General features: G+C 69.7%; 15 protein-coding genes. 12 read left to right on the forward strand and 3 right to left on the reverse strand.

The annotated features are described in order from the left end of the window. The first annotated feature begins 413 nt into the window (after positions 1 to 413). The 3 genes from metH (at position 414) to IE94_RS0130665 (ending at position 6,802) form a co-directional block, all read left to right on the forward strand. Positions 414 to 3,926, forward strand: a complete 3,513-nt coding sequence (gene metH, locus IE94_RS0130655; protein WP_030190746.1) for a methionine synthase — start codon at positions 414 to 416, stop codon at positions 3,924 to 3,926. A gap of 125 nt (positions 3,927 to 4,051) precedes the next feature. Further along, positions 4,052 to 4,753 (forward strand): HAD family hydrolase, encoded by a 702-nt coding sequence (locus IE94_RS0130660; protein ID WP_030190748.1) that lies wholly within the window; start codon positions 4,052 to 4,054, stop codon positions 4,751 to 4,753. Positions 4,754 to 5,197: 444 nt separating this feature from the next. Further along, the gene (locus tag IE94_RS0130665) at positions 5,198 to 6,802 is read left to right on the forward strand and encodes an ABC transporter substrate-binding protein (protein ID WP_030190750.1); all 1,605 of its coding nucleotides are present in this window, start codon (positions 5,198 to 5,200) and stop codon (positions 6,800 to 6,802) included. 108 nt (positions 6,803 to 6,910) lie between these two features. On the opposite strand, the gene IE94_RS0130670 is transcribed toward IE94_RS0130665, so the two are convergent. Both IE94_RS0130670 and IE94_RS0130675 read right to left on the reverse strand, forming a co-directional pair. Continuing rightward, positions 6,911 to 7,582, reverse strand: a complete 672-nt coding sequence (locus IE94_RS0130670) for a response regulator (protein WP_003977171.1) — start codon at positions 7,580 to 7,582, stop codon at positions 6,911 to 6,913. A gap of 16 nt (positions 7,583 to 7,598) precedes the next feature. Then, positions 7,599 to 8,597 (reverse strand): RecB family exonuclease, encoded by a 999-nt coding sequence (locus tag IE94_RS0130675; RefSeq protein WP_030190752.1) that lies wholly within the window; start codon positions 8,595 to 8,597, stop codon positions 7,599 to 7,601. Between the two features lie 172 nt (positions 8,598 to 8,769). Between IE94_RS0130675 and IE94_RS0130680 the strand changes: the two genes are divergently transcribed. From IE94_RS0130680 to IE94_RS0130690, 3 genes are all read left to right on the forward strand, one after another. Next, positions 8,770 to 10,398: a site-2 protease family protein gene (locus IE94_RS0130680; protein WP_030190755.1), complete on the forward strand. Its 1,629-nt coding sequence runs from the start codon at positions 8,770 to 8,772 to the stop codon at positions 10,396 to 10,398. Between the two features lie 58 nt (positions 10,399 to 10,456). Next, entirely contained in the window at positions 10,457 to 11,359 is a 903-nt protein-coding gene (locus IE94_RS0130685) for a tRNA (adenine-N1)-methyltransferase (RefSeq protein WP_030190757.1), read from the forward strand. Between the two features lie 220 nt (positions 11,360 to 11,579). Beyond that, positions 11,580 to 12,167, forward strand: coding sequence for a hypothetical protein (locus IE94_RS0130690; RefSeq protein ID WP_030190761.1), 588 nt, complete (start codon positions 11,580 to 11,582; stop codon positions 12,165 to 12,167). Positions 12,168 to 12,250: 83 nt separating this feature from the next. On the opposite strand, the gene IE94_RS0130695 is transcribed toward IE94_RS0130690, so the two are convergent. Then, positions 12,251 to 12,556 (reverse strand): ferredoxin, encoded by a 306-nt coding sequence (locus IE94_RS0130695; protein ID WP_030190763.1) that lies wholly within the window; start codon positions 12,554 to 12,556, stop codon positions 12,251 to 12,253. 245 nt (positions 12,557 to 12,801) lie between these two features. Between IE94_RS0130695 and arc the strand changes: the two genes are divergently transcribed. The 6 genes from arc (at position 12,802) to prcA (ending at position 18,977) form a co-directional block, all read left to right on the forward strand. Continuing rightward, positions 12,802 to 14,568, forward strand: coding sequence for a proteasome ATPase (arc, locus tag IE94_RS0130700; protein ID WP_030190765.1), 1,767 nt, complete (start codon positions 12,802 to 12,804; stop codon positions 14,566 to 14,568). 232 nt (positions 14,569 to 14,800) lie between these two features. Then, on the forward strand, positions 14,801 to 16,312 hold the full coding sequence (gene dop / locus IE94_RS0130705; RefSeq protein WP_342450766.1) for a depupylase/deamidase Dop: 1,512 nt from the start codon (positions 14,801 to 14,803) through the stop codon (positions 16,310 to 16,312). Between the two features lie 178 nt (positions 16,313 to 16,490). Continuing rightward, entirely contained in the window at positions 16,491 to 16,709 is a 219-nt protein-coding gene (locus tag IE94_RS0130710) for a ubiquitin-like protein Pup (RefSeq protein WP_030190769.1), read from the forward strand. A 45-nt stretch (positions 16,710 to 16,754) separates the two neighbouring features. Continuing rightward, on the forward strand, positions 16,755 to 17,348 hold the full coding sequence (locus tag IE94_RS0130715) for an endonuclease VII domain-containing protein (RefSeq protein ID WP_030190771.1): 594 nt from the start codon (positions 16,755 to 16,757) through the stop codon (positions 17,346 to 17,348). After that, positions 17,300 to 18,145 carry a proteasome subunit beta gene (gene prcB, locus IE94_RS0130720; protein ID WP_030190774.1) on the forward strand — a complete coding sequence of 282 codons (846 nt, stop codon included), beginning with the start codon at positions 17,300 to 17,302 and terminating at the stop codon, positions 18,143 to 18,145. Before IE94_RS0130715 ends, prcB begins: the two co-directional genes overlap by 49 nt. Before the next feature lie 61 nt (positions 18,146 to 18,206). Continuing rightward, positions 18,207 to 18,977: a proteasome subunit alpha gene (gene prcA / locus IE94_RS0130725; protein ID WP_030190777.1), complete on the forward strand. Its 771-nt coding sequence runs from the start codon at positions 18,207 to 18,209 to the stop codon at positions 18,975 to 18,977. Positions 18,978 to 18,993 lie beyond the last annotated feature (16 nt).

Raw genomic sequence — 18,993 nt, forward strand, 5'->3', positions numbered from 1 at the left:
GCCACGAGGTACGACAAACTCGCCGTCCGCTACGAAGCGACCGTGCTGGTCGCAGCCATCAATGAATGGCTGTGACCAGCACTTTCGCAACAGGCCCTAATGGTCAGCGGGCAACTGTTGCACTTCGGCCACCTCGCGACGACCACGGGCGTCCGGACCGGGCCCGCGCACCGCGCGTGCGCCGGACGGGCGCGCCGCGCGGGCCACCGCCGTCGCGGTGACGCTCCGGGAGGGGGGGCTCGCCCGTTCGGCGGGTATTCGCCCCGCCATCCTCGTCCGTCTCGTGGACGCCCTGACCATCGGCCCCCGGTCCCGGCTACGCTGGCGGCGTGCGTTCTCCCCGGGGACGTCCACGACGGGCGGCACCGGGCAGAGGCAAAGCCGACAGCCGTCGCATCCTAGGGAGCCCTTTCATGGCCTCGTCGCCATCCACCCCGCCCGCCGACACCCGCACCCGCGTGTCCGCCCTCCGAGAGGCCCTCGCCACCCGCGTGGTGGTCGCCGACGGCGCCATGGGCACCATGCTCCAGGCCCAGAACCCCACGCTGGACGACTTCCAGCAGCTGGAGGGGTGCAACGAGGTCCTGAACCTCACCCGGCCCGACATCGTCCGCTCCGTGCACGAGGAGTACTTCGCGGCCGGCGTCGACTGCGTCGAGACCAACACCTTCGGCGCCAACCACTCCGCCCTCGGCGAGTACGACATCCCCGAACGCGTCCACGAGCTGTCCGAGGCCGGCGCACGCGTCGCCCGCGAGGTCGCCGACGACTTCGCCGCCCGGGACGGCCGGCAGCGCTGGGTGCTGGGCTCCATGGGCCCCGGCACCAAGCTCCCCACCCTCGGCCACGCCCCGTACACCGTCCTGCGCGACGCCTACCAGCGCAACGCCGAGGGCCTGGTCGCGGGCGGCGCGGACGCACTGCTGGTGGAGACCACGCAGGACCTGCTCCAGACCAAGGCCTCCGTGCTCGGCGCCCGGCGCGCCCTGGACGCCCTGGGCCTGGACCTGCCGGTCATCGTGTCCGTCACCGTCGAGACCACCGGCACCATGCTGCTCGGCTCGGAGATCGGCGCCGCGCTCACCGCGCTGGAGCCGCTCGGCATCGACATGATCGGCCTGAACTGCGCGACCGGCCCGGCCGAGATGAGCGAGCACCTGCGCTACCTCGCCCGGCACTCCCGCATCCCGCTGACCTGCATGCCCAACGCCGGCCTGCCCGTCCTCGGCAAGGACGGCGCCCACTACCCCCTGACCGCGCCCGAGCTGGCCGACGCGCACGAGACCTTCGTCCGCGAGTACGGCCTGTCCCTGGTCGGCGGCTGCTGCGGCACCACCCCCGAGCACCTGCGCCAGGTCGTCGAGCGGGTCCGGGACACCGCCCCCACCGCGCGCGATCCGCGGCCCGAGCCCGGCGCCGCCTCGCTCTACCAGACCGTGCCCTTCCGCCAGGACACCTCCTACCTGGCCATCGGCGAGCGCACCAACGCCAACGGTTCGAAGAAGTTCCGCGAGGCCATGCTGGAGGGCCGCTGGGACGACTGCGTCGAGATGGCCCGCGACCAGATCCGCGAGGGCGCGCACATGCTCGACCTGTGCGTCGACTACGTCGGCCGGGACGGCGTCGCCGACATGGAGGAGCTGGCCGGCCGCTTCGCCACCGCCTCCACGCTGCCGATCGTGCTGGACTCCACCGAGGTCGACGTCATCCGGGCCGGCCTGGAGAAGCTGGGCGGTCGCGCGGTGATCAACTCGGTCAACTACGAGGACGGCGCCGGCCCCGAGTCCCGGTTCGCGCGCGTCACGCAGCTGGCCCGGGAGCACGGCGCCGCGCTGATCGCGCTGACCATCGACGAGGAGGGCCAGGCCCGCACCGCCGAGAAGAAGGTCGAGATCGCCGAACGGCTGATCGAGGACCTCACCGGCAACTGGGGCATCCACGAGTCGGACATCCTCGTCGACTGTCTGACCTTCACCATCTGCACCGGCCAGGAAGAGTCCCGCAAGGACGGCCTGGCCACCATCGAGGGCATCCGGGAACTCAAGAGGCGCCACCCGGACGTGCAGACCACGCTCGGCCTGTCGAACATCTCCTTCGGCCTCAACCCGGCCGCCCGCATCCTGCTCAACTCCGTCTTCCTCGACGAGTGCGTCAAGGCCGGCCTGGACTCGGCGATCGTGCACGCGAGCAAGATCCTGCCGATCGCCCGCTTCGACGAGGAACAGGTCACCACCGCCCTCGACCTGATCTACGACCGCCGCCGCGAGGGCTACGACCCCCTGCAGAAGCTGATGCAGCTCTTCGAGGGCGCCACCGCCAAGTCGCTGAAGGCCTCCAAGGCCGAGGAACTGGCCGCCCTCCCGCTGGAGGAGCGCCTCAAGCGCCGCATCATCGACGGCGAGAAGAACGGCCTGGAGCAGGACCTGGACGAGGCCCTCCAGCAGCGCCCGGCGCTCGACATCGTCAACGAGACCCTGCTCGACGGCATGAAGGTGGTCGGCGAGCTGTTCGGATCCGGCCAGATGCAGTTGCCGTTCGTGCTCCAGTCCGCCGAGGTCATGAAGACCGCGGTGGCCCACCTGGAGCCGCACATGGAGAAGACCGACGACGACGGCAAGGGCACCATCGTGCTGGCCACCGTCCGCGGCGACGTCCACGACATCGGCAAGAACCTCGTCGACATCATCCTGTCCAACAACGGCTACACCGTCGTCAACCTCGGCATCAAGCAGCCCGTCTCCGCGATCCTGGAGGCCGCCGACGAGCACCGGGCCGACGTCATCGGCATGTCCGGCCTCCTGGTCAAGTCCACGGTGATCATGAAGGAGAACCTGGAGGAGCTCAACCAGCGCGGGCTCGCCGCCGACTACCCCGTCATCCTCGGCGGCGCGGCCCTCACCAGGGCCTACGTCGAACAGGATCTCCACGAGATCTACGACGGCGAGGTCCGCTACGCCCGCGACGCCTTCGAGGGCCTGCGCCTGATGGACGCGCTCATCGGCATCAAGCGAGGCGTGCCCGGCGCCCAGCTGCCCGAGCTGAGGCAGCGCCGGGTGCGGGCCGCCACCGTGGAGATCGACGAGCGTCCCGAGGAGGGGCACGTCCGCTCCGACGTCGCCACCGACAACCCCGTCCCCGAGCCCCCCTTCCGCGGCACCCGCGTCGTCAAGGGCATCCAGCTCAAGGAGTACGCCTCCTGGCTCGACGAGGGCGCACTCTTCAAGGGCCAGTGGGGCCTCAAGCAGGCCCGCACCGGCGAGGGACCCTCCTACGAGGAACTGGTCGAGTCCGAGGGCCGGCCGCGGCTGCGCGGCCTGCTCGACCGGCTCCAGACGGAGAACCTGCTGGAGGCGGCCGTGGTCTACGGCTACTTCCCCTGCGTCTCCAAGGACGACGACCTGATCGTCCTGGACGACGACGGCAACGAGCGCACCCGCTTCACCTTCCCCCGCCAGCGCCGCGGCCGGCGGCTGTGCCTGGCCGACTTCTTCCGCCCGGAGGAGTCCGGCGAGGTCGACGTCGTCGGCTTCCAGGTCGTCACCGTCGGCTCCCGCATCGGCGAGGAGACCGCCCGGATGTTCGAGGCCAACGCCTACCGCGACTACCTCGAACTGCACGGCCTGTCGGTCCAGCTCGCCGAGGCCCTCGCCGAGTACTGGCACGCGCGCGTGCGCTCCGAACTCGGCTTCGCCGGGGAGGACCCGGCCGACATGGAGGACATGTTCGCCCTCAAGTACCGGGGCGCCCGCTTCTCCCTCGGCTACGGCGCCTGCCCGGACCTGGAGGACCGCGCGAAGATCGCCGCGCTCCTGGAGCCCGAGCGCATCGGCGTCCACCTCTCCGAGGAGTTCCAGCTCCACCCCGAGCAGTCCACCGACGCCATCGTCATCCACCACCCGGAGGCGAAGTACTTCAACGCCCGCTGAGGCCCCGCCGGGCCTCCCGGGCCTCACCAGGCGTTCGGGTCCCGCACGACGTACACTGGTCGGTCCACCGCAGGCCGGCTCCCTTCGTGGGAGCCGGCCTGATCGTCCCTCAAGGAGGTACGTGGATGACCAGTACGGTCCCCGCACTCGGAACCCGTACGGCCGAAGGCTCAGCCCTGCAGGCCGTGCTCCTCGACATGGACGGCACCCTGGTGGACACCGAGGGCTTCTGGTGGGACGTCGAGACGGAGGTCTTCGCCTCCCTCGGCCACACTCTCGACGACTCCTGGCGCCACGTCGTGGTCGGCGGCCCCATGACCCGCAGCGCCGGCTTCCTGATCGAGGCCACCGGCGCCGACATCACCTTCGCCGAACTCAGCGTCCTGCTCAACGACGGCTTCGAGCAGCGCATCGGCCGCGACCTGCCGCTCATGCCCGGCGCCGCCCGGCTGCTCGCGGAGCTGTCCGCGCACGAGATCCCCACGGCCCTGGTCTCCGCCTCGCACCGGCGCATCATCGACCGTGTCCTGAAGACGCTCGGCCCCCAGCACTTCGCCCTCACCGTCGCCGGCGACGAGGTGCCGCGCACCAAGCCCCACCCCGACCCGTACCTGGCCGCGGCGGCCGGACTCGGCGTGGACCCGGCCCGGTGCGCCGTCGTCGAGGACACCGCGACGGGCGTCGCCGCCGCCGAGACCGCCGGCTGCCACGTCGTGGCCGTGCCCTCCGTCGCACCCATCACCCCGGCCGCCCGGCGCACGGTGGTCGCCTCCCTGGAAGAGGTCGACCTGACATTTCTGCGCGGCCTGATGACACAAATGCGCTAGCCGTACACGGAGCGTGCGGCGGCGTTAGCGCGGCAATTCGGGGAAGGGCCGCCCGGCGCGGACCGACGGTTGTTCACCCACCATTTCCGCCGCCTTGGATGGCCGAATTCCAGCAGCGACGGCCGAAGTCCCACTGTGATGTTCGCCACCTCACCGGGGGTCGACAAGGGTGAGGGCGTGTGCTGCTCCCTGCATGGCGAACGTTGTCGAGGGGTCTTTGTGTCCTGATTGGTGAAACCCTGCACGAATCCTTCCACTGTCGGGTTTTCGGTGTGTCCACACCCGGTTTCGCTCCGTGATGAGCCCTCAACTCCGGTGGCTGCGAGCGCCCGTGCGGGCGCGGACTAATCTCGTCGCGAGAACATCGGCCACTATCCCCGTGATCCGCCGCGACACCCCCTGCATGCCGGATACACGGACCGACAGCTCTGGAGAAACTCGAGCATGAACCGCAAGACTTTGGTGCTGCCGGCCGTCGTCGGCCTGCTCGCGCCGGTGCTCGCCGCCTGCGGCGGATCGGACAGCGGCAGCGGCGACGGGGATGCGATCGTCGTCGGCACCACGGACGGGTTCAACGTCTCGAAAGAGATCACCGCGCCCTTCGACCCGGCGTACGCCTACGACGTCGGCGCCTGGAACATCATGCGCCAGACCTCGCAGACGCTGATGGTGATGCCCCGCGGTGACGGCGAACCCGTGCCCGAGGCCGCCGAGCAGTGCGGGTTCACCGACACCGGCAACGAGCGCTACGCGTGCACCCTGCGCGACGGCCTGGAGTTCGCCAACGGCGACCCGGTCACCGCCGAGGACGTGAAGTACTCCATCGAACGCGTCCGGAAGATCAATGCCGACACCGAGGTGGCGTCGATCCTGTCCACCGTGGACACGGTCGAGACCAAGGGCGACCGCGAGGTCATCTTCCACCTCAACACCGCCGACGCCATCTTCCCGTTCAAGCTGTCGACGCCGGTCGCCGGCATCGTCAACCCGGCCGACTACGCGAAGGACAAGGTGCGCGACGGCTTCGAGCTGACCGGCTCGGGCCCGTACACCATGAAGGCCGAGGTCAAGGGCAACAAGATGACCAAGGCCGTGTTCACCAAGAACCCCCGTTACAAGGGGAGTCTCAAGGTGAACAACAGCAAGGTCGAACTCGTGTCCTTCGCCGACGCCGACGCCATGGGCGACGCCATCGACAAGGGCGACATCGACGTGATGACCCGCGCGATGACGCCGGAACAGATCCAGAACCTGTCCAAGGCCACGGACGGCGACGTCGGCCTGGTCGAGGTGGCCGGACTCGAGATCCGCTACCTCGCCTTCAACACGGACGCCACCTCGGTCAAGGACAAGGCCGTCCGCGCCGCCATGGCCCAGCTCATCAACCGCAGCGAACTCGTCTCCGCGGTCTACGGATCCCAGGCCGAACCGCTGTACTCGATGGTGCCGGCCGGCATCACGGGCCACTCCAACTCGTTCTTCAACAAGTACGGTGATCCCAGCGTCGCCAAGGCGAAGGCGATGCTGGAGGACGCGAACATCACCACGCCGGTCAAGCTGACGCTGCACTACACGACGGACCACTACGGCGCCGCGACCAAGCCGGAGTTCGAGCACCTCCAGAAGCAGCTCAACGACAGCGGTCTGTTCGACGTCGACATCCAGGGCACGCTCTGGGAGAAGTTCCACAAGGCGGAGCGGAACCGCGAGTACGACGTCTTCGGAATGGGCTGGTTCCCCGACTTCCCGGACGCCGACAGCTTCATCGCGCCGTTCCTCGACAAGGGCAACACCCTCAACATCCCGTACGCCAACTCGGAGATCATCAACGACCTGATCCCCGCCTCCCGCAGTGAGGCCGACCGGCTCTCCGCGGTGGACAGCCTCACCAAGATCCAGGACCTCACCGCCAAGGACGTCCCGCTGATCCCGCTGTGGCAGGGCAAGCAGTACGTCGCCACCCGCGACGACGTCACCGGCACGGCCTACCTCCTCAACTCCTCCTCCTCGCTCCAGCTGTGGGAGCTGGGCCGGGGCGTGAGCGGCTGACGCCGGCACCTGACAAGCCCGAAGGGCGCCTTCCTCCCGTCGTCGGAGGAAGGCGCCCTTCGGATCGTGCTGTGCGCGGGCCGGGCGTGGCCGTGCCGCCGGGAGCGGCTACTGCGCGCCGGGACGCACCAGTCCGCTCTCGTACGCGTACACCGCGGCCTGCACCCGGTCCCGCAGACCCAGCTTGGTCAGCACGTGCCCCACATGGGTCTTGACGGTGGTCTCGCTGACGAACAGGTCCGCGGCGATCTCCGCGTTGGACAGCCCGCGGGCCACCAGCTTCAGCACCTCGACCTCACGGTCCGTGAGCGTGTGCAGGGTGTCCGGCACCGGCTCGTCCCCGGAGGGCAGGTGCGTGGCGTACTTGTCGAGCAGCCGCCGGGTGATGCTCGGCGCGAGCATCGCCTCGCCGTTCGCCACCACCCGGATCGCCTGCACCAGCTCGTTGGCCGGGGCGTCCTTGAGCAGGAAGCCGCTGGCGCCCGCCTTCAGCGCCTCGACCACGTACTCGTCGAGGTCGAACGTGGTCAGCACCAGCACCTTCGCCGGGCCGTCCCGCTCGGGCCCGGTGATCTGCCGGGTCGCCTCCACTCCGTCCATCCGCGGCATGCGGATGTCCATCAGCACCACATCGGGCTGCAGCGCCCGCACCTGGTCGAGCGCCTGGAGGCCGTCTCCGGCCTCGCCGACGACCGCGAGGTCCTGCTCCGCCTCCAGAATCATCCGGAAGCCCGTGCGCAGCAGCGGCTGGTCGTCGACCAGTAGGACGCGGATGGCCACGTAAGTCTCCTTCTCGCTAGTCCGGCCCCATTCTGCCCTGCTCGACGACGCCGGAGCCGGGCGCCCTCACCGGCAGCGGGTAGGGCGGGGGAGTGCCGCCGAACTCCGGACAGTGCGCCTGGTGGTCGCACCAGCCGCACAGCTTGGTGGGGCGCGGTCGCCAGTCACCCGTCTCGGTCGCCAGCCGGATCGCCTCCCACAGCGCCAGCAGCTTGCGCTCGACCCGCTCCAGGTCGGCCAGGACCGGGTCGTACGTGAGCACGTCACCGCTGCCGAGATAGACCAGTTGCAGCCGCCGCGGGACGACCTTCTTCAGCCGCCACACCACCAGCGCGTAGAACTTCATCTGGAACAGCGCGCCCTCGGCGTACTGCGGCCGGGGCGCCTTGCCCGTCTTGTAGTCGACGATCCGCACCTCGCCGGTGGGGGCCACGTCGACCCGGTCGATGATGCCGCGCAGCCGCAGCCCGGAGTCCAGCTCGGCCTCGACGAACAGCTCCCGCTCGGCGGGCTCCAGCCGACTCGGGTCCTCCAGGGTGAACCAGCGCTCGACGAGCCGCTCCGCCTCGGTCAGCCACTGCGCCAGTCGCTCGCCCTGCGGATCGTCCGCGAACAGCTCACCGACCTCCGGCCTGCTCTCCCGCAGCCGGTCCCACTGCCCGGGGACCAGCGCCTTCGCCCTCGGCGCCGTCCGCTCGGCCGCCGGGGCGTCGAAGAGCCGCTCCAGCACCGCGTGCACCAGGGTGCCCCGGGTCGCCGCCTCGCTGGGCTTCTCCGGCAGCCGGTCGATGACCCGGAACCGGTACAGCAGCGGGCACTGCATGAAATCGCCGGCCCTGGAGGGCGAGAGCGAGGCGGGCGGTATCGGCACGGGCACGGGCGAGGGGGCCGCGGCCGTCGGACCCGCCACCAAGGCCGCCGACTCCACCGTCGCCTCCGCCTGGTCCACCACAGCCGCCGCCGGGCGGGCAGGTCCGCCGGCGTCCTCCGCGACATCCTCCGCACTCGTCTCCATGTCCACAGACCTTACGGCCGGCCACTGACAGCGACCCAGCCCGCGGGCGTGACCCGTGTGACGGAGGGGAAGCACAGGGGTGCCGGGGCGAAACGGGCGGGGAGGGACGCATACCATCGACACGAGACCCTCCCGTCCGGCAGGCGGGAGACGCTTCGAACGAGGGGACACCGTGGACGTGAGCGGCGGGAGCGGGCAGCCGCGGTCCGGCAACGACGAGTCGGCCGGACCCCGGGCACATCCCACGGCCCCGGCCGCCGACGACCCCGCCGACGCCGGACGACCGGAGCCCACCGGACCGACGGACACGGGTCCGACCGCCACGGGCCCCCAGACGCCCGGGGGCGGAGCGCCGGACCCCGACACCCCGAGCCCCGACACCCCGAGCCCCGACACCCCGGGTCCGCAGGAGCGGACGCCTCCCGGACCGGGGGAGACCCCCGATGCGACCGCCGCCGCACACGACGGGCCCGGCCGCGACGCCCCGGATGCCGCGACCGGGGAACCGGGCCCGGGCGCCGGTGGCGAGCGCGACACGAGCGCCCCGTCGAGAACGCCGTCGGACGGCGACCGTCCCTCCGAAGCCCCACGCCACCGCGCCGAGGCCCACACCCGCGGCGGGGACGGGCCGGGACGACCCCCGCGGCGCCGACCGGAGCCCGGCGGCGGTCTGCTGATGGGCCGGCCCTTCGGCGTGCCCGTATACGTCGCCCCCAGCTGGTTCCTGGTCGCCGCCCTGATCACCTGGGTGTTCGGCGGCCAGCTCGACCGCGTGCTGCCCGAGCTGGGCGCCGCCCGCTACCTGGTCTCCCTGTTCTTCGCCGTCGCCTTCTACGCCTCCGTCCTCGTCCACGAGCTGGCCCACACCGTCGCCGCCCTCCGCTTCAAGCTCCCCGTCCGCCGCATCCAGCTCCAGTTCTTCGGCGGCGTCTCCGAGATCGAGAAGGAAGCCGAAACCCCCGGCCGTGAATTCGTGCTGGCCTTCGTCGGCCCCCTGCTCTCCCTCGTCCTCTCCGGGATCTTCTACGCGGCCCTGCTGCCCGTGGAGCCCGACAGCGTTGCCGGGGTGCTGCTGGCCGGCCTGATGGTCTCCAACCTCATCGTGGCCGTCTTCAACCTGCTGCCCGGCCTCCCCCTCGACGGCGGCCGCATGCTCCGCGCCGTCGTCTGGAAGATCACCGGCAAGCCGATGAGCGGCACCGTCGCCGCCGCCTGGGTCGGCCGCGCCCTCGCCATCGCCGTACTGATCGGCCTGCCGCTGCTCACCCAGTCGCTCGGCAGCCAGTCCGCCGACGACGTCGGCATGGACACGGTCATGGACGCCCTGCTCGCCGCCATCCTCGCCGCGATCATCTGGACCGGCGCCGGAAACAGCCTCCGCATGGCCCGCCTGCGCGAACACCTCCCCGAACTGCGCGCCCGCGCCCTCACCCGGCGCGCCGTTCCCGTCCAGGCCGACACCCCCCTGTCCGAGGCCCTGCGCCGCGCCAACGCCTCCGGCGCCCGCGCCCTGGTCGTCGTCGACGCCGACGGCACCCCCGCCTCACTGGTCCGCGAGGCCGCCATCGTCGGCGTACCCGAGCACCGCCGCCCCTGGGTACCGGTCAGCACCCTCGCCCAGGACCTCACCGACGGCATGCGCGTCTCCGCCGAGCTGTCCGGCGAGGAGCTCCTGGACGCCCTGCGCGCCAACCCGGCCACCGAGTACCTCGTCGTCGAGGAGACCGGCGAGATCTACGGCGTCCTGTCCGCCGCCGACGTGGAACGCGCCTTCGTCAAGGCCATGGCCCGCCCCTCCTGAGCACCGCCCTCCACCGGCGGTGGTCGGCGGCCCCGCCCGGGACCGGTAGGCTGGTCACATGTCCGAACCGACCGGTGCCGCCCGCAGGCGCGGGCCCTTCAAGGTCGGGGACCAGGTTCAGCTGACCGACCCCAAGGGCCGCCACTACACGTTCACGCTCGAGGCCGGGAAGAACTTCCACACCCACAAGGGTTCCTTCCCCCACGACGAACTGATCGGTGCACCCGAGGGCAGCGTCGTCCGCACCACCGGGAACGTCGCCTACCTCGCGCTGCGCCCCCTGCTCCCCGACTACGTCCTGTCCATGCCCCGCGGGGCAGCCGTCGTCTACCCGAAGGACGCGGGGCAGATCCTCGCCTTCGCCGACATCTTCCCCGGCGCACGCGTCGTGGAGGCCGGCGTGGGCTCCGGCTCCCTCAGCAGCTTCCTGCTGCGCGCCATCGGCGACCAGGGCATGCTGCACTCCTACGAGCGCCGCGAGGACTTCGCCGAGATCGCCCAGCAGAACGTGCAGCGCTACTTCGGCGGCCCGCACCCCGCCTGGCAGCTCACCGTCGGCGACCTCCAGGACAACCTGTCCGACGCCGACGTCGACCGCGTCATCCTCGACATGCTCGCGCCGTGGGAGTGCCTGGAGGCCGTCTCCAAGGCGCTCGTGCCCGGCGGCATCCTGTGCTGCTACGTCGCGACCACCACCCAGCTCGCCCGGACCGTCGAGTCCATCCGCGAGATCGGCTGCTTCAACGAGCCGACCTCCTGGGAGACCATGATCCGCAACTGGCACGTGGAGGGCCTCGCCGTCCGCCCCGACCACCGGATGATCGGCCACACCGGCTTCCTGCTCACCGCCCGCCGCCTCGCCGACGGCGTGGAGCCGCCCATGCGCCGCCGCCGCCCCGCCAAGGGCGCCTACGGCGAGGACTACGACGGCCCCAACGCCGGCGGAGGCTCCGGCCGCTGAGGCGGCCCGTGCCGCGTACAACGTACAGACGCCGTGGCGGAGTTCCGGGACGCTGCCGGAACTCCGCCACGGCGTCTGTACGTTGACGGCGGCCACCCGACGGGACATGCGCCCGCACGGGAACCGGAACGAGTACCCACCCCGCCGTTCCCCCGCACTGTGACGTGTGGCACGATGCTGGCCACCCCCACCGGCACAGCCCTCACAGGAGACACTCCTCGTGCAGCACCCCGCCGTTCCGGACCTCTCGCACACCCACACGCGGCCGATCCACTGGGTCGCCACCGCCACGGCCGTCGCCGCAGTGGTCGCCCTGTCCTCGGTCCTCCAGCCCGACGCCGCGACGGCGGCCCAGAGCGCCGACAAGACGGCGCCCGCTCCCCGGAGCGCACCGGCCCAGATCGCGCCGCCCGACCCGGCCGGCGTGGCCTTCCCCCTGGAGTGCGGCCCGGTCAAGGCCGTGGTGCAGAAGAAGGCCTCCGGGGACCTCGACGGCGACGGCCGCCCCGAAACCGTGGCCGTCGTGCACTGCGACGCCCCCATGGGCACACCGCCCGACGGCGTGTACGTCCTCACCCGGAGCACCGACGGTGGCAAGGCCCGCGTCGTGGCCACCCTCGTGGACCCCAAGGAGCGCCGTACGGCCACCGAACTCGCCGTGCGCGACGGCGTCGTCCGCGCCACCCTGCTCGGCTACTCGTCGACCGACGTGCCCAGTTGCTGCCCCGACGTCACGGACGACGTGAAGTGGCAGTGGAAGAACGGCGCGTTCGTCAGCGACACGCCCTCACAGGCACGCACCGTGTGACCGGCACTCCCGGTACCGCCGGGACAGCCGGTGTGACACACCAGACAACGGTCACGGAACGTACGCGCCAAGTCACATTTTGGTCACTCTGCGTCCGGGCCGTAGACCTCGGCCCTGTCCGAAACACGACGCACGTGGATGCACTCGCCCGGACACTCCTTCGCGGAGTCCACCACATCCGTGAGAAGCGTCAGCGGCACGGGCGTTGTCGCCCCCGGGGCCTGCAGCAGCTCGTCGTCCGCGCCCTTCACATAGGCCAGACCGTCGATGTCCAGCTCGAACACCTCGGGTGCGTACTGGGCGCAGATGCCGTCACCGGTACACAGGTCCTGGTCGATCCAGACCTCCAGAGCCTCGCCGCCGACTCCGGCCTCCTGCTGCACGCTCATTTCTCCTGCCGTTTCCTGCCTCGAGCCCTTCGGGAATCCGGCCAGCTCTGACGGGTGTTGAACACTTCGACCCTACCCCCGCCGGGGTTCCCCCCACGTTCCGTGGGTATTCCCCTGGCGTGAGGGAGAGCGCAAGGGTGAAGATCGGACACACCCCGACAGTCTTTGTGATCTAGGGGTTTCAATCGACACCCACCCAGGTAGGGTCTGGAAGCGTCCAGCTCCCCTTGGAGGAGGTGAGGACCGTGGCAGCCCACGACGACGACATGAACCGCGGCATCCGCCCGGGACGCGGGTCCGAGGACCCGGCCGGGCAGGTGGCCTACCTTGAGCAGGAGATCGCCGTCCTGCGACGCAAGCTCGCCGAATCTCCGCGACACACGAGAATTCTCGAAGAGCGGATCGTCGAACTGCAGACCAACCTGGCCGGCGTGTCCGCCCAGAACGAGCGACTCGCCGGCACACTCCGCGAGGCCCGCGACCAGATCGTGGCCCTCAAGGAAGAGGTCGACCGGCTGGCCCAGCCGCCCGCCGGCTTCGGCGTCTTCCTGCAGGCCAACGAGGACGGCACCGCCGACATCTTCACCGGCGGCCGCAAACTCAGGGTGAACGTCAGCCCGAGCGTCGAGCTCGACGAGCTCCGGCGCGGCCAGGAAGTGATGCTCAACGAAGCACTCAACGTGGTCGAGGCCATGGAGTACGAGAGCGTCGGCGACATCGTCACCCTCAAGGAGATCCTCGAGGACGGCGAGCGCGCCCTGGTACTGGGCCACACCGACGAGGAAAGGGTGGTCCGGCTCGCCGAGCCCCTGCGCGGACTCACCATCCGCCCCGGCGACGCCCTCCTGCTCGAACCCCGCTCCGGCTACGTATACGAGGTCGTCCCCAAGAGCGAGGTCGAGGAACTCGTCCTCGAAGAGGTCCCCGACATCGGCTACGAGCAGATCGGTGGCCTCGGCGGACAGATCGAAGCCATCCGCGACGCGGTCGAGCTCCCCTACCTCTACCCCGACCTGTTCCGGGAGCACGAGCTGCGCCCGCCCAAGGGCGTCCTGCTCTACGGGCCCCCCGGATGCGGCAAGACGCTCATCGCCAAGGCCGTCGCCAACTCGCTGGCCAAGAAGGTCGCCGAGGTCACCGGCCAGGCCGCCGGCAAGAGCTTCTTCCTCAACATCAAGGGCCCCGAGCTCCTCAACAAGTACGTCGGCGAGACCGAGCGGCAGATCCGCCTGGTCTTCCAGCGGGCCCGTGAGAAGGCCAGCGAGGGCACCCCCGTCATCGTCTTCTTCGACGAGATGGAATCCCTCTTCCGCACCCGCGGCTCCGGCGTCAGCTCGGACGTGGAGAACACCATCGTCCCGCAGCTGCTCGCCGAGATCGACGGTGTGGAAGGCCTGCAGAACGTGGTCGTGATCGGCGCCTCCAACCGCGAGGACATGATCGATCCCGCCATCCTGCGGCCCGGCCGGCTCGATGTGAAGATCAAGATCGAACGTCCGGACGCCGAAGCGGCCAAGGACATCTTCGGCAAGTACCTCACCGAACGCCTCCCCCTCCACTCCGACGACCTCGCGGAGCACGAGAAGGACAAGGCGGCCACCGTCCAGAGCATGATCCAGACGGCGGTGGAACAGATGTACGCCGAATCCGAGGAGAACCGCTTCCTGGAAGTCACCTACGCCAACGGCGACAAGGAAGTCCTCTACTTCAAGGACTTCAATTCCGGCGCCATGATCGAGAACATCGTGGGCCGCGCCAAGAAAATGGCGATCAAGGACTTCCTCGACAAGAACCAGAAGGGCCTCCGCGTCTCCCACCTCCTCCAGGCCTGCGTGGACGAGTTCAAGGAGAACGAGGACCTGCCCAACACCACCAACCCCGACGACTGGGCCCGCATCTCCGGAAAGAAGGGCGAGCGGATCGTGTACATCCGTACGCTCGTCACCGGAAAGCAGGGCGCGGACACCGGACGCTCCATCGACACGGTGGCGAACACCGGTCAGTACCTGTAAAAGGCGGGGCGGCTGCGGGTCCCCTCAATGGGTACCCGCAGCCGACTGTTTTCCGGAGCCCCGGCTGGAGCAAGGCAATGACGCAAATGATCTCCCCGCCAGCGCAAAGGCGTTCTAGGCTCTTCCATACCGCCGAGTCGCGCAGTGCGGGGACGGGCACCGCACACGCATCGGAGCGCCAGCGGTACTTGAGCTGCGCCCACTACGGGCGCTGCCGGGCAAGGAGGGCCGCATGACCGTACGGCGAGTAATGGGCATCGAGACGGAGTACGGGATCTCCGTCCCCGGCCACCCGAACGCCAATGCCATGCTCACCTCGTCCCAGATCGTCAACGCCTACGCGGCGGCGATGCACCGGGCCCGCCGGGCCCGCTGGGACTTCGAGGAGGAGAACCCGCTGCGGGACGCGCGAGGCTTCGACCTCGCCCGCGAGGCCGCCGACTCCAGCCAGCTCACCGACGAGGACATCGGCCTCGCCAACGTCATCCTCACCAACGGAGCCCGGCTCTACGTCGACCACGCCCACCCCGAATACAGCGCTCCGGAAGTCACCAACCCGCGCGACGCCGTCCTGTGGGACAAGGCCGGCGAACGCATCATGGCCGAGGCCGCCGAGCGTGCCGCCCAGCTGCCCGGCGCCCAGCCCATCCACCTCTACAAGAACAACACCGACAACAAGGGCGCCTCCTACGGCACGCACGAGAACTACCTGATGAAGCGGGAAACCGCCTTCTCGGACATCGTGCGCCACCTGACGCCCTTCTTCGTCTCCCGCCAGGTCTTCACCGGCGCCGGCCGCGTAGGCATCGGCCAGGACGGCCACGAGCACGGCTTCCAGCTCAGCCAGCGCGCCGACTACTTCGAGGTCGAGGTCGGCCTGGAGACGACGCTGAAGCGCCCCATCATCAACACCCGCGACGAACCGCACGCCGACGCCGAGAAATGGCGCCGCCTGCACGTGATCATCGGCGACGCCAACCTGTCGGAGATCTCGACGTACCTGAAGCTGGGCACGACGGCCCTGGTCCTCTCCATGATCGAGGACGGCTTCATCGCCGTCGACCTCGCCGTCGACCAGCCCGTGCGCACCCTCCACCAGGTCTCGCACGACCCGACGCTCAAGCACCTCGTCACCCTGCGCAGCGGCCGCACACTGACCGCCGTACAGCTCCAGATGGAGTACTACGAGCTGGCCCGCAAGTACGTCGAGGAGCGGTACGGCGCGGATGCCGACGACCAGACCAAGGACGTCCTCGGCCGCTGGGAGGACACCCTCAACCGGCTCGAGAACGACCCGATGAGCCTCGCCGGCGAGCTGGACTGGGTCGCCAAGCGGGAGCTCATGGAGGGCTACCGCCGCCGCGACAACCTCGACTGGGACGCCGCGCGGCTGCACCTCGTCGACCTCCAGTACGCCGACGTACGGCCCGACAAGGGCCTCTACAACCGACTGGTGGACCGCGGCCGCATCAAGCGCCTGCTGGACGAGAACGAGGTCGAGCGGGCCCGTACGAAGCCGCCGGAGGACACCAGGGCCTACTTCCGCGGGCGCTGTCTGGAGCAGTACGCGGACGACGTCGCGGCGGCCTCCTGGGACTCGGTGATCTTCGATCTGCCGGGCCGGGACTCGCTCCAGCGGGTCCCAACCCTGGAACCGCTTCGCGGAACGCGTAATCACGTCAAGGAGCTCCTGGACCGCTGCCGTACGGCGGAAGACCTGGTCAGGGTCCTGGCCGGCGGGTGAGCGGGCCGAACGGAAACCGGGGAGTAAGCAGTCGGACAGGGTGGAATATCCCAGGTCCGGGAACCATGGAGAGGGCCCCCGTACGTTGGAGGAAGTGCGGGGCCGATGTCGGACCAGACTTGTAGGGTCTGATCTTGACCGAGCAACTGTGTCGGGCGAACCGAGCGGGGTGAGGGTTATGGCGACCAAGGACACCGGCGGCGGGCAGCAGAAGGCCACACGATCCACCGAGGAGGTCGAGGAGCAGGCGCAGGACGCGCAGGCATCGGAGGACCTCAAGAAACGCCAGGCGGAGCTGAACAACGACGTGGACTCCGTCCTGGACGAGATCGACGATGTCCTGGAGGAGAATGCCGAGGATTTCGTGCGCTCCTTCGTCCAGAAGGGTGGCCAGTAGGCCGCTTTCGCCTTCGAAATGAAGGTCGGCTTTGGGGGTTGGTGAGTGCGGGAGAGGCAAACGGAGAAGCGCTGCTCGCGGTGCGGGGAGACCCGACCGCGAGCGGCCTTCGCCGCCAACCGAGCTGCGCGTGACGGCCTGCAGGGTTATTGCCGTACATGCGTGGCGGAGTACCACCAGGCCCGCCAACTGGCCAAGGGAAAGAAAGTCCGACCCAGGGTGGATGCCCCCGAGGGGCACAAGCACTGCCGAAGCTGTGGCGAGACGAAGCCGCACAGCGAGTGGCACCGCAACGCGACCGCTTCTGACGGCCTGGCGACCCGCTGCAAGGCATGCCGAGCCATCCAGGGGCGGGAAGGTCACCTGAAGCGTCACTACGGCCTCACCGAGGCCGAGCGCGATCAGTTGATCGCCGATCAGGGCGGCGTCTGCTGCATATGTCTTGCCGCTCCTGCCGCACATGTGGATCACTGCCACGAGACGGGTAGGGTCCGTGGCGTACTGTGCTTCAGCTGCAACGCTGCGCTGGGGCAGTTCAAGGACCGGCCCGATGCCATAAGGCGGGCTGCCGCTTACGTGGAAGGAATCGCGTGGAAGCCAACACTCGTAGCACCGGGCGTCTACCGGCTGCCTTCCTGACGCCCGGGTCCTCCTCCTTCATGGACTTCCTCGGGGAGCACCAGCCGGAGATGCTCCCGGGCAACCGGCAGCTGCCGCCGGTGCAGGGCGTCATCGAGGCGCCGCACGGCACCACGATCGTCGCGGTCACGTTCCCCGGCGGTGTGGTCCTGGCCGGTGACCGGCGGGCCACCATGGGCAACATGATCGCCCAGCGGGACATCGAGAAGGTCTTCCCGGCCGACGAGTACTCGGCGGTGGGCATCGCCGGCACCGCGGGTCTGGCCGTGGAGATGGTGAAGCTGTTCCAGCTGGAGCTGGAGCACTTCGAGAAGGTCGAGGGTGCGCAGCTGTCCCTTGAGGGCAAGGCGAACCGTCTGTCGACGATGATCCGGTCCAACCTGGGCATGGCGATGCAGGGACTGGCCGTGGTGCCGCTGTTCGCCGGGTACGACGTGGACCGGGGCAGGGGTCGCATCTTCTCGTACGACGTGACGGGTGGCCGTTCCGAGGAGCGGAACTACGCGACCACGGGTTCGGGCTCGGTCTTCGCGCGCGGTGCGATGAAGAAGCTGTTCCGTGACGACCTGACCGAGGAGCAGGCCACGACGCTCGTGGTGCAGGCGCTGTACGACGCGGCTGACGACGACTCGGCGACCGGTGGTCCCGATGTCGCCCGCCGGATCTATCCGATCATCACTGTGATCACCGAGGACGGTTTCCGTCGGCTCGGTGAGGACGAGGCCGCGGAGCTGGCCGGCTCGGTGCTGCGGGCGCGGCTCGAGCAGCCCGACGGCCCGCGGGCCGCGCTCCTGTAGCGGGCGCGGTTCTTCGTTGTCAGGTGGTCCAGTGATTTCGACAGGAAGGGACGGATAACCGGTGTCGACGCCGTTCTATGTATCTCCTCAGCAGGCGATGGCGGACCGGGCGGAGTACGCCCGCAAGGGCATCGCGCGTGGCCGCAGCCTGGTCGTGCTGCAGTACGCCGACGGCATCGTGTTCGTCGGTGAGAATCCGTCCCGTGCGCTGCACAAGTTCAGCGAGATCTACGACCGGATCGGCTTCGCGGCCGCCGGCAAGTACAACGAGTACGAGAATCTGCGGATCGGTGGCGTGCGCTACGCCGATCTGCGGGGTTACACCTACGACCGGGACGACGTGACGGCGCGCGGTCTGGCGAACGTGTACGCCCAGACGCTGGGCACGATCTTCTCCAGCCAGGCCGAGAAGCCGTACGAGGTGGAGCTGGTCGTCGCGGAGGTCGGTGACAGTCCGGAGAACGACCAGATCTACCGGCTGCCGCACGACGGTTCGATCGTGGACGAGCACGGCTCGGTGGCGGTCGGGGGCAACGCGGAGCAGATCAGCGGGTATCTGGACCAGCGGCACCGGGACGGCATGACGCTGGCCGAGGCGCTGAAGCTGGCGGTGCAGGCGCTGTCCCGCGACACCAACGGGACCGAGCGGGAGATTCCGGCGGAGCGGCTGGAGGTCGCGGTGCTGGACCGGACGCGTCCGCAGCAGCGCAAGTTCAAGCGCATCGTGGGCGGCCAGCTGTCGCGGCTGCTGGATTCCGGTGCGGGTGCGGGGGACGACGTCGGCAAGTCGCCCGAGGCGGGCGAGTCCGAGTCCGGGTCGGACGAGGAGTAGGCACACCACCTGGGCT

The organism is Streptomyces violaceorubidus (assembly GCF_000717995.1).
Lineage (GTDB): Bacteria > Actinomycetota > Actinomycetes > Streptomycetales > Streptomycetaceae > Streptomyces > Streptomyces violaceorubidus.

Excerpts from the sequence above, each read along its gene's own strand:
- metH (WP_030190746.1), top strand. The coding sequence starts at position 414 with ATGGCCTCGTCGCCATCCACCCCGCCCGCCGACACCCGCACCCGCGTG.
- IE94_RS0130660 (WP_030190748.1), top strand. The coding sequence starts at position 4,052 with ATGACCAGTACGGTCCCCGCACTCGGAACCCGTACGGCCGAAGGCTCA.
- IE94_RS0130665 (WP_030190750.1), top strand. The coding sequence starts at position 5,198 with ATGAACCGCAAGACTTTGGTGCTGCCGGCCGTCGTCGGCCTGCTCGCG.
- IE94_RS0130675 (WP_030190752.1), bottom strand. The coding sequence starts at position 8,597 with ATGGAGACGAGTGCGGAGGATGTCGCGGAGGACGCCGGCGGACCTGCC.
- IE94_RS0130685 (WP_030190757.1), top strand. The coding sequence starts at position 10,457 with ATGTCCGAACCGACCGGTGCCGCCCGCAGGCGCGGGCCCTTCAAGGTC.
- IE94_RS0130695 (WP_030190763.1), bottom strand. The coding sequence starts at position 12,556 with ATGAGCGTGCAGCAGGAGGCCGGAGTCGGCGGCGAGGCTCTGGAGGTC.
- dop (WP_342450766.1), top strand. The coding sequence starts at position 14,801 with ATGACCGTACGGCGAGTAATGGGCATCGAGACGGAGTACGGGATCTCC.
- IE94_RS0130710 (WP_030190769.1), top strand. The coding sequence starts at position 16,491 with ATGGCGACCAAGGACACCGGCGGCGGGCAGCAGAAGGCCACACGATCC.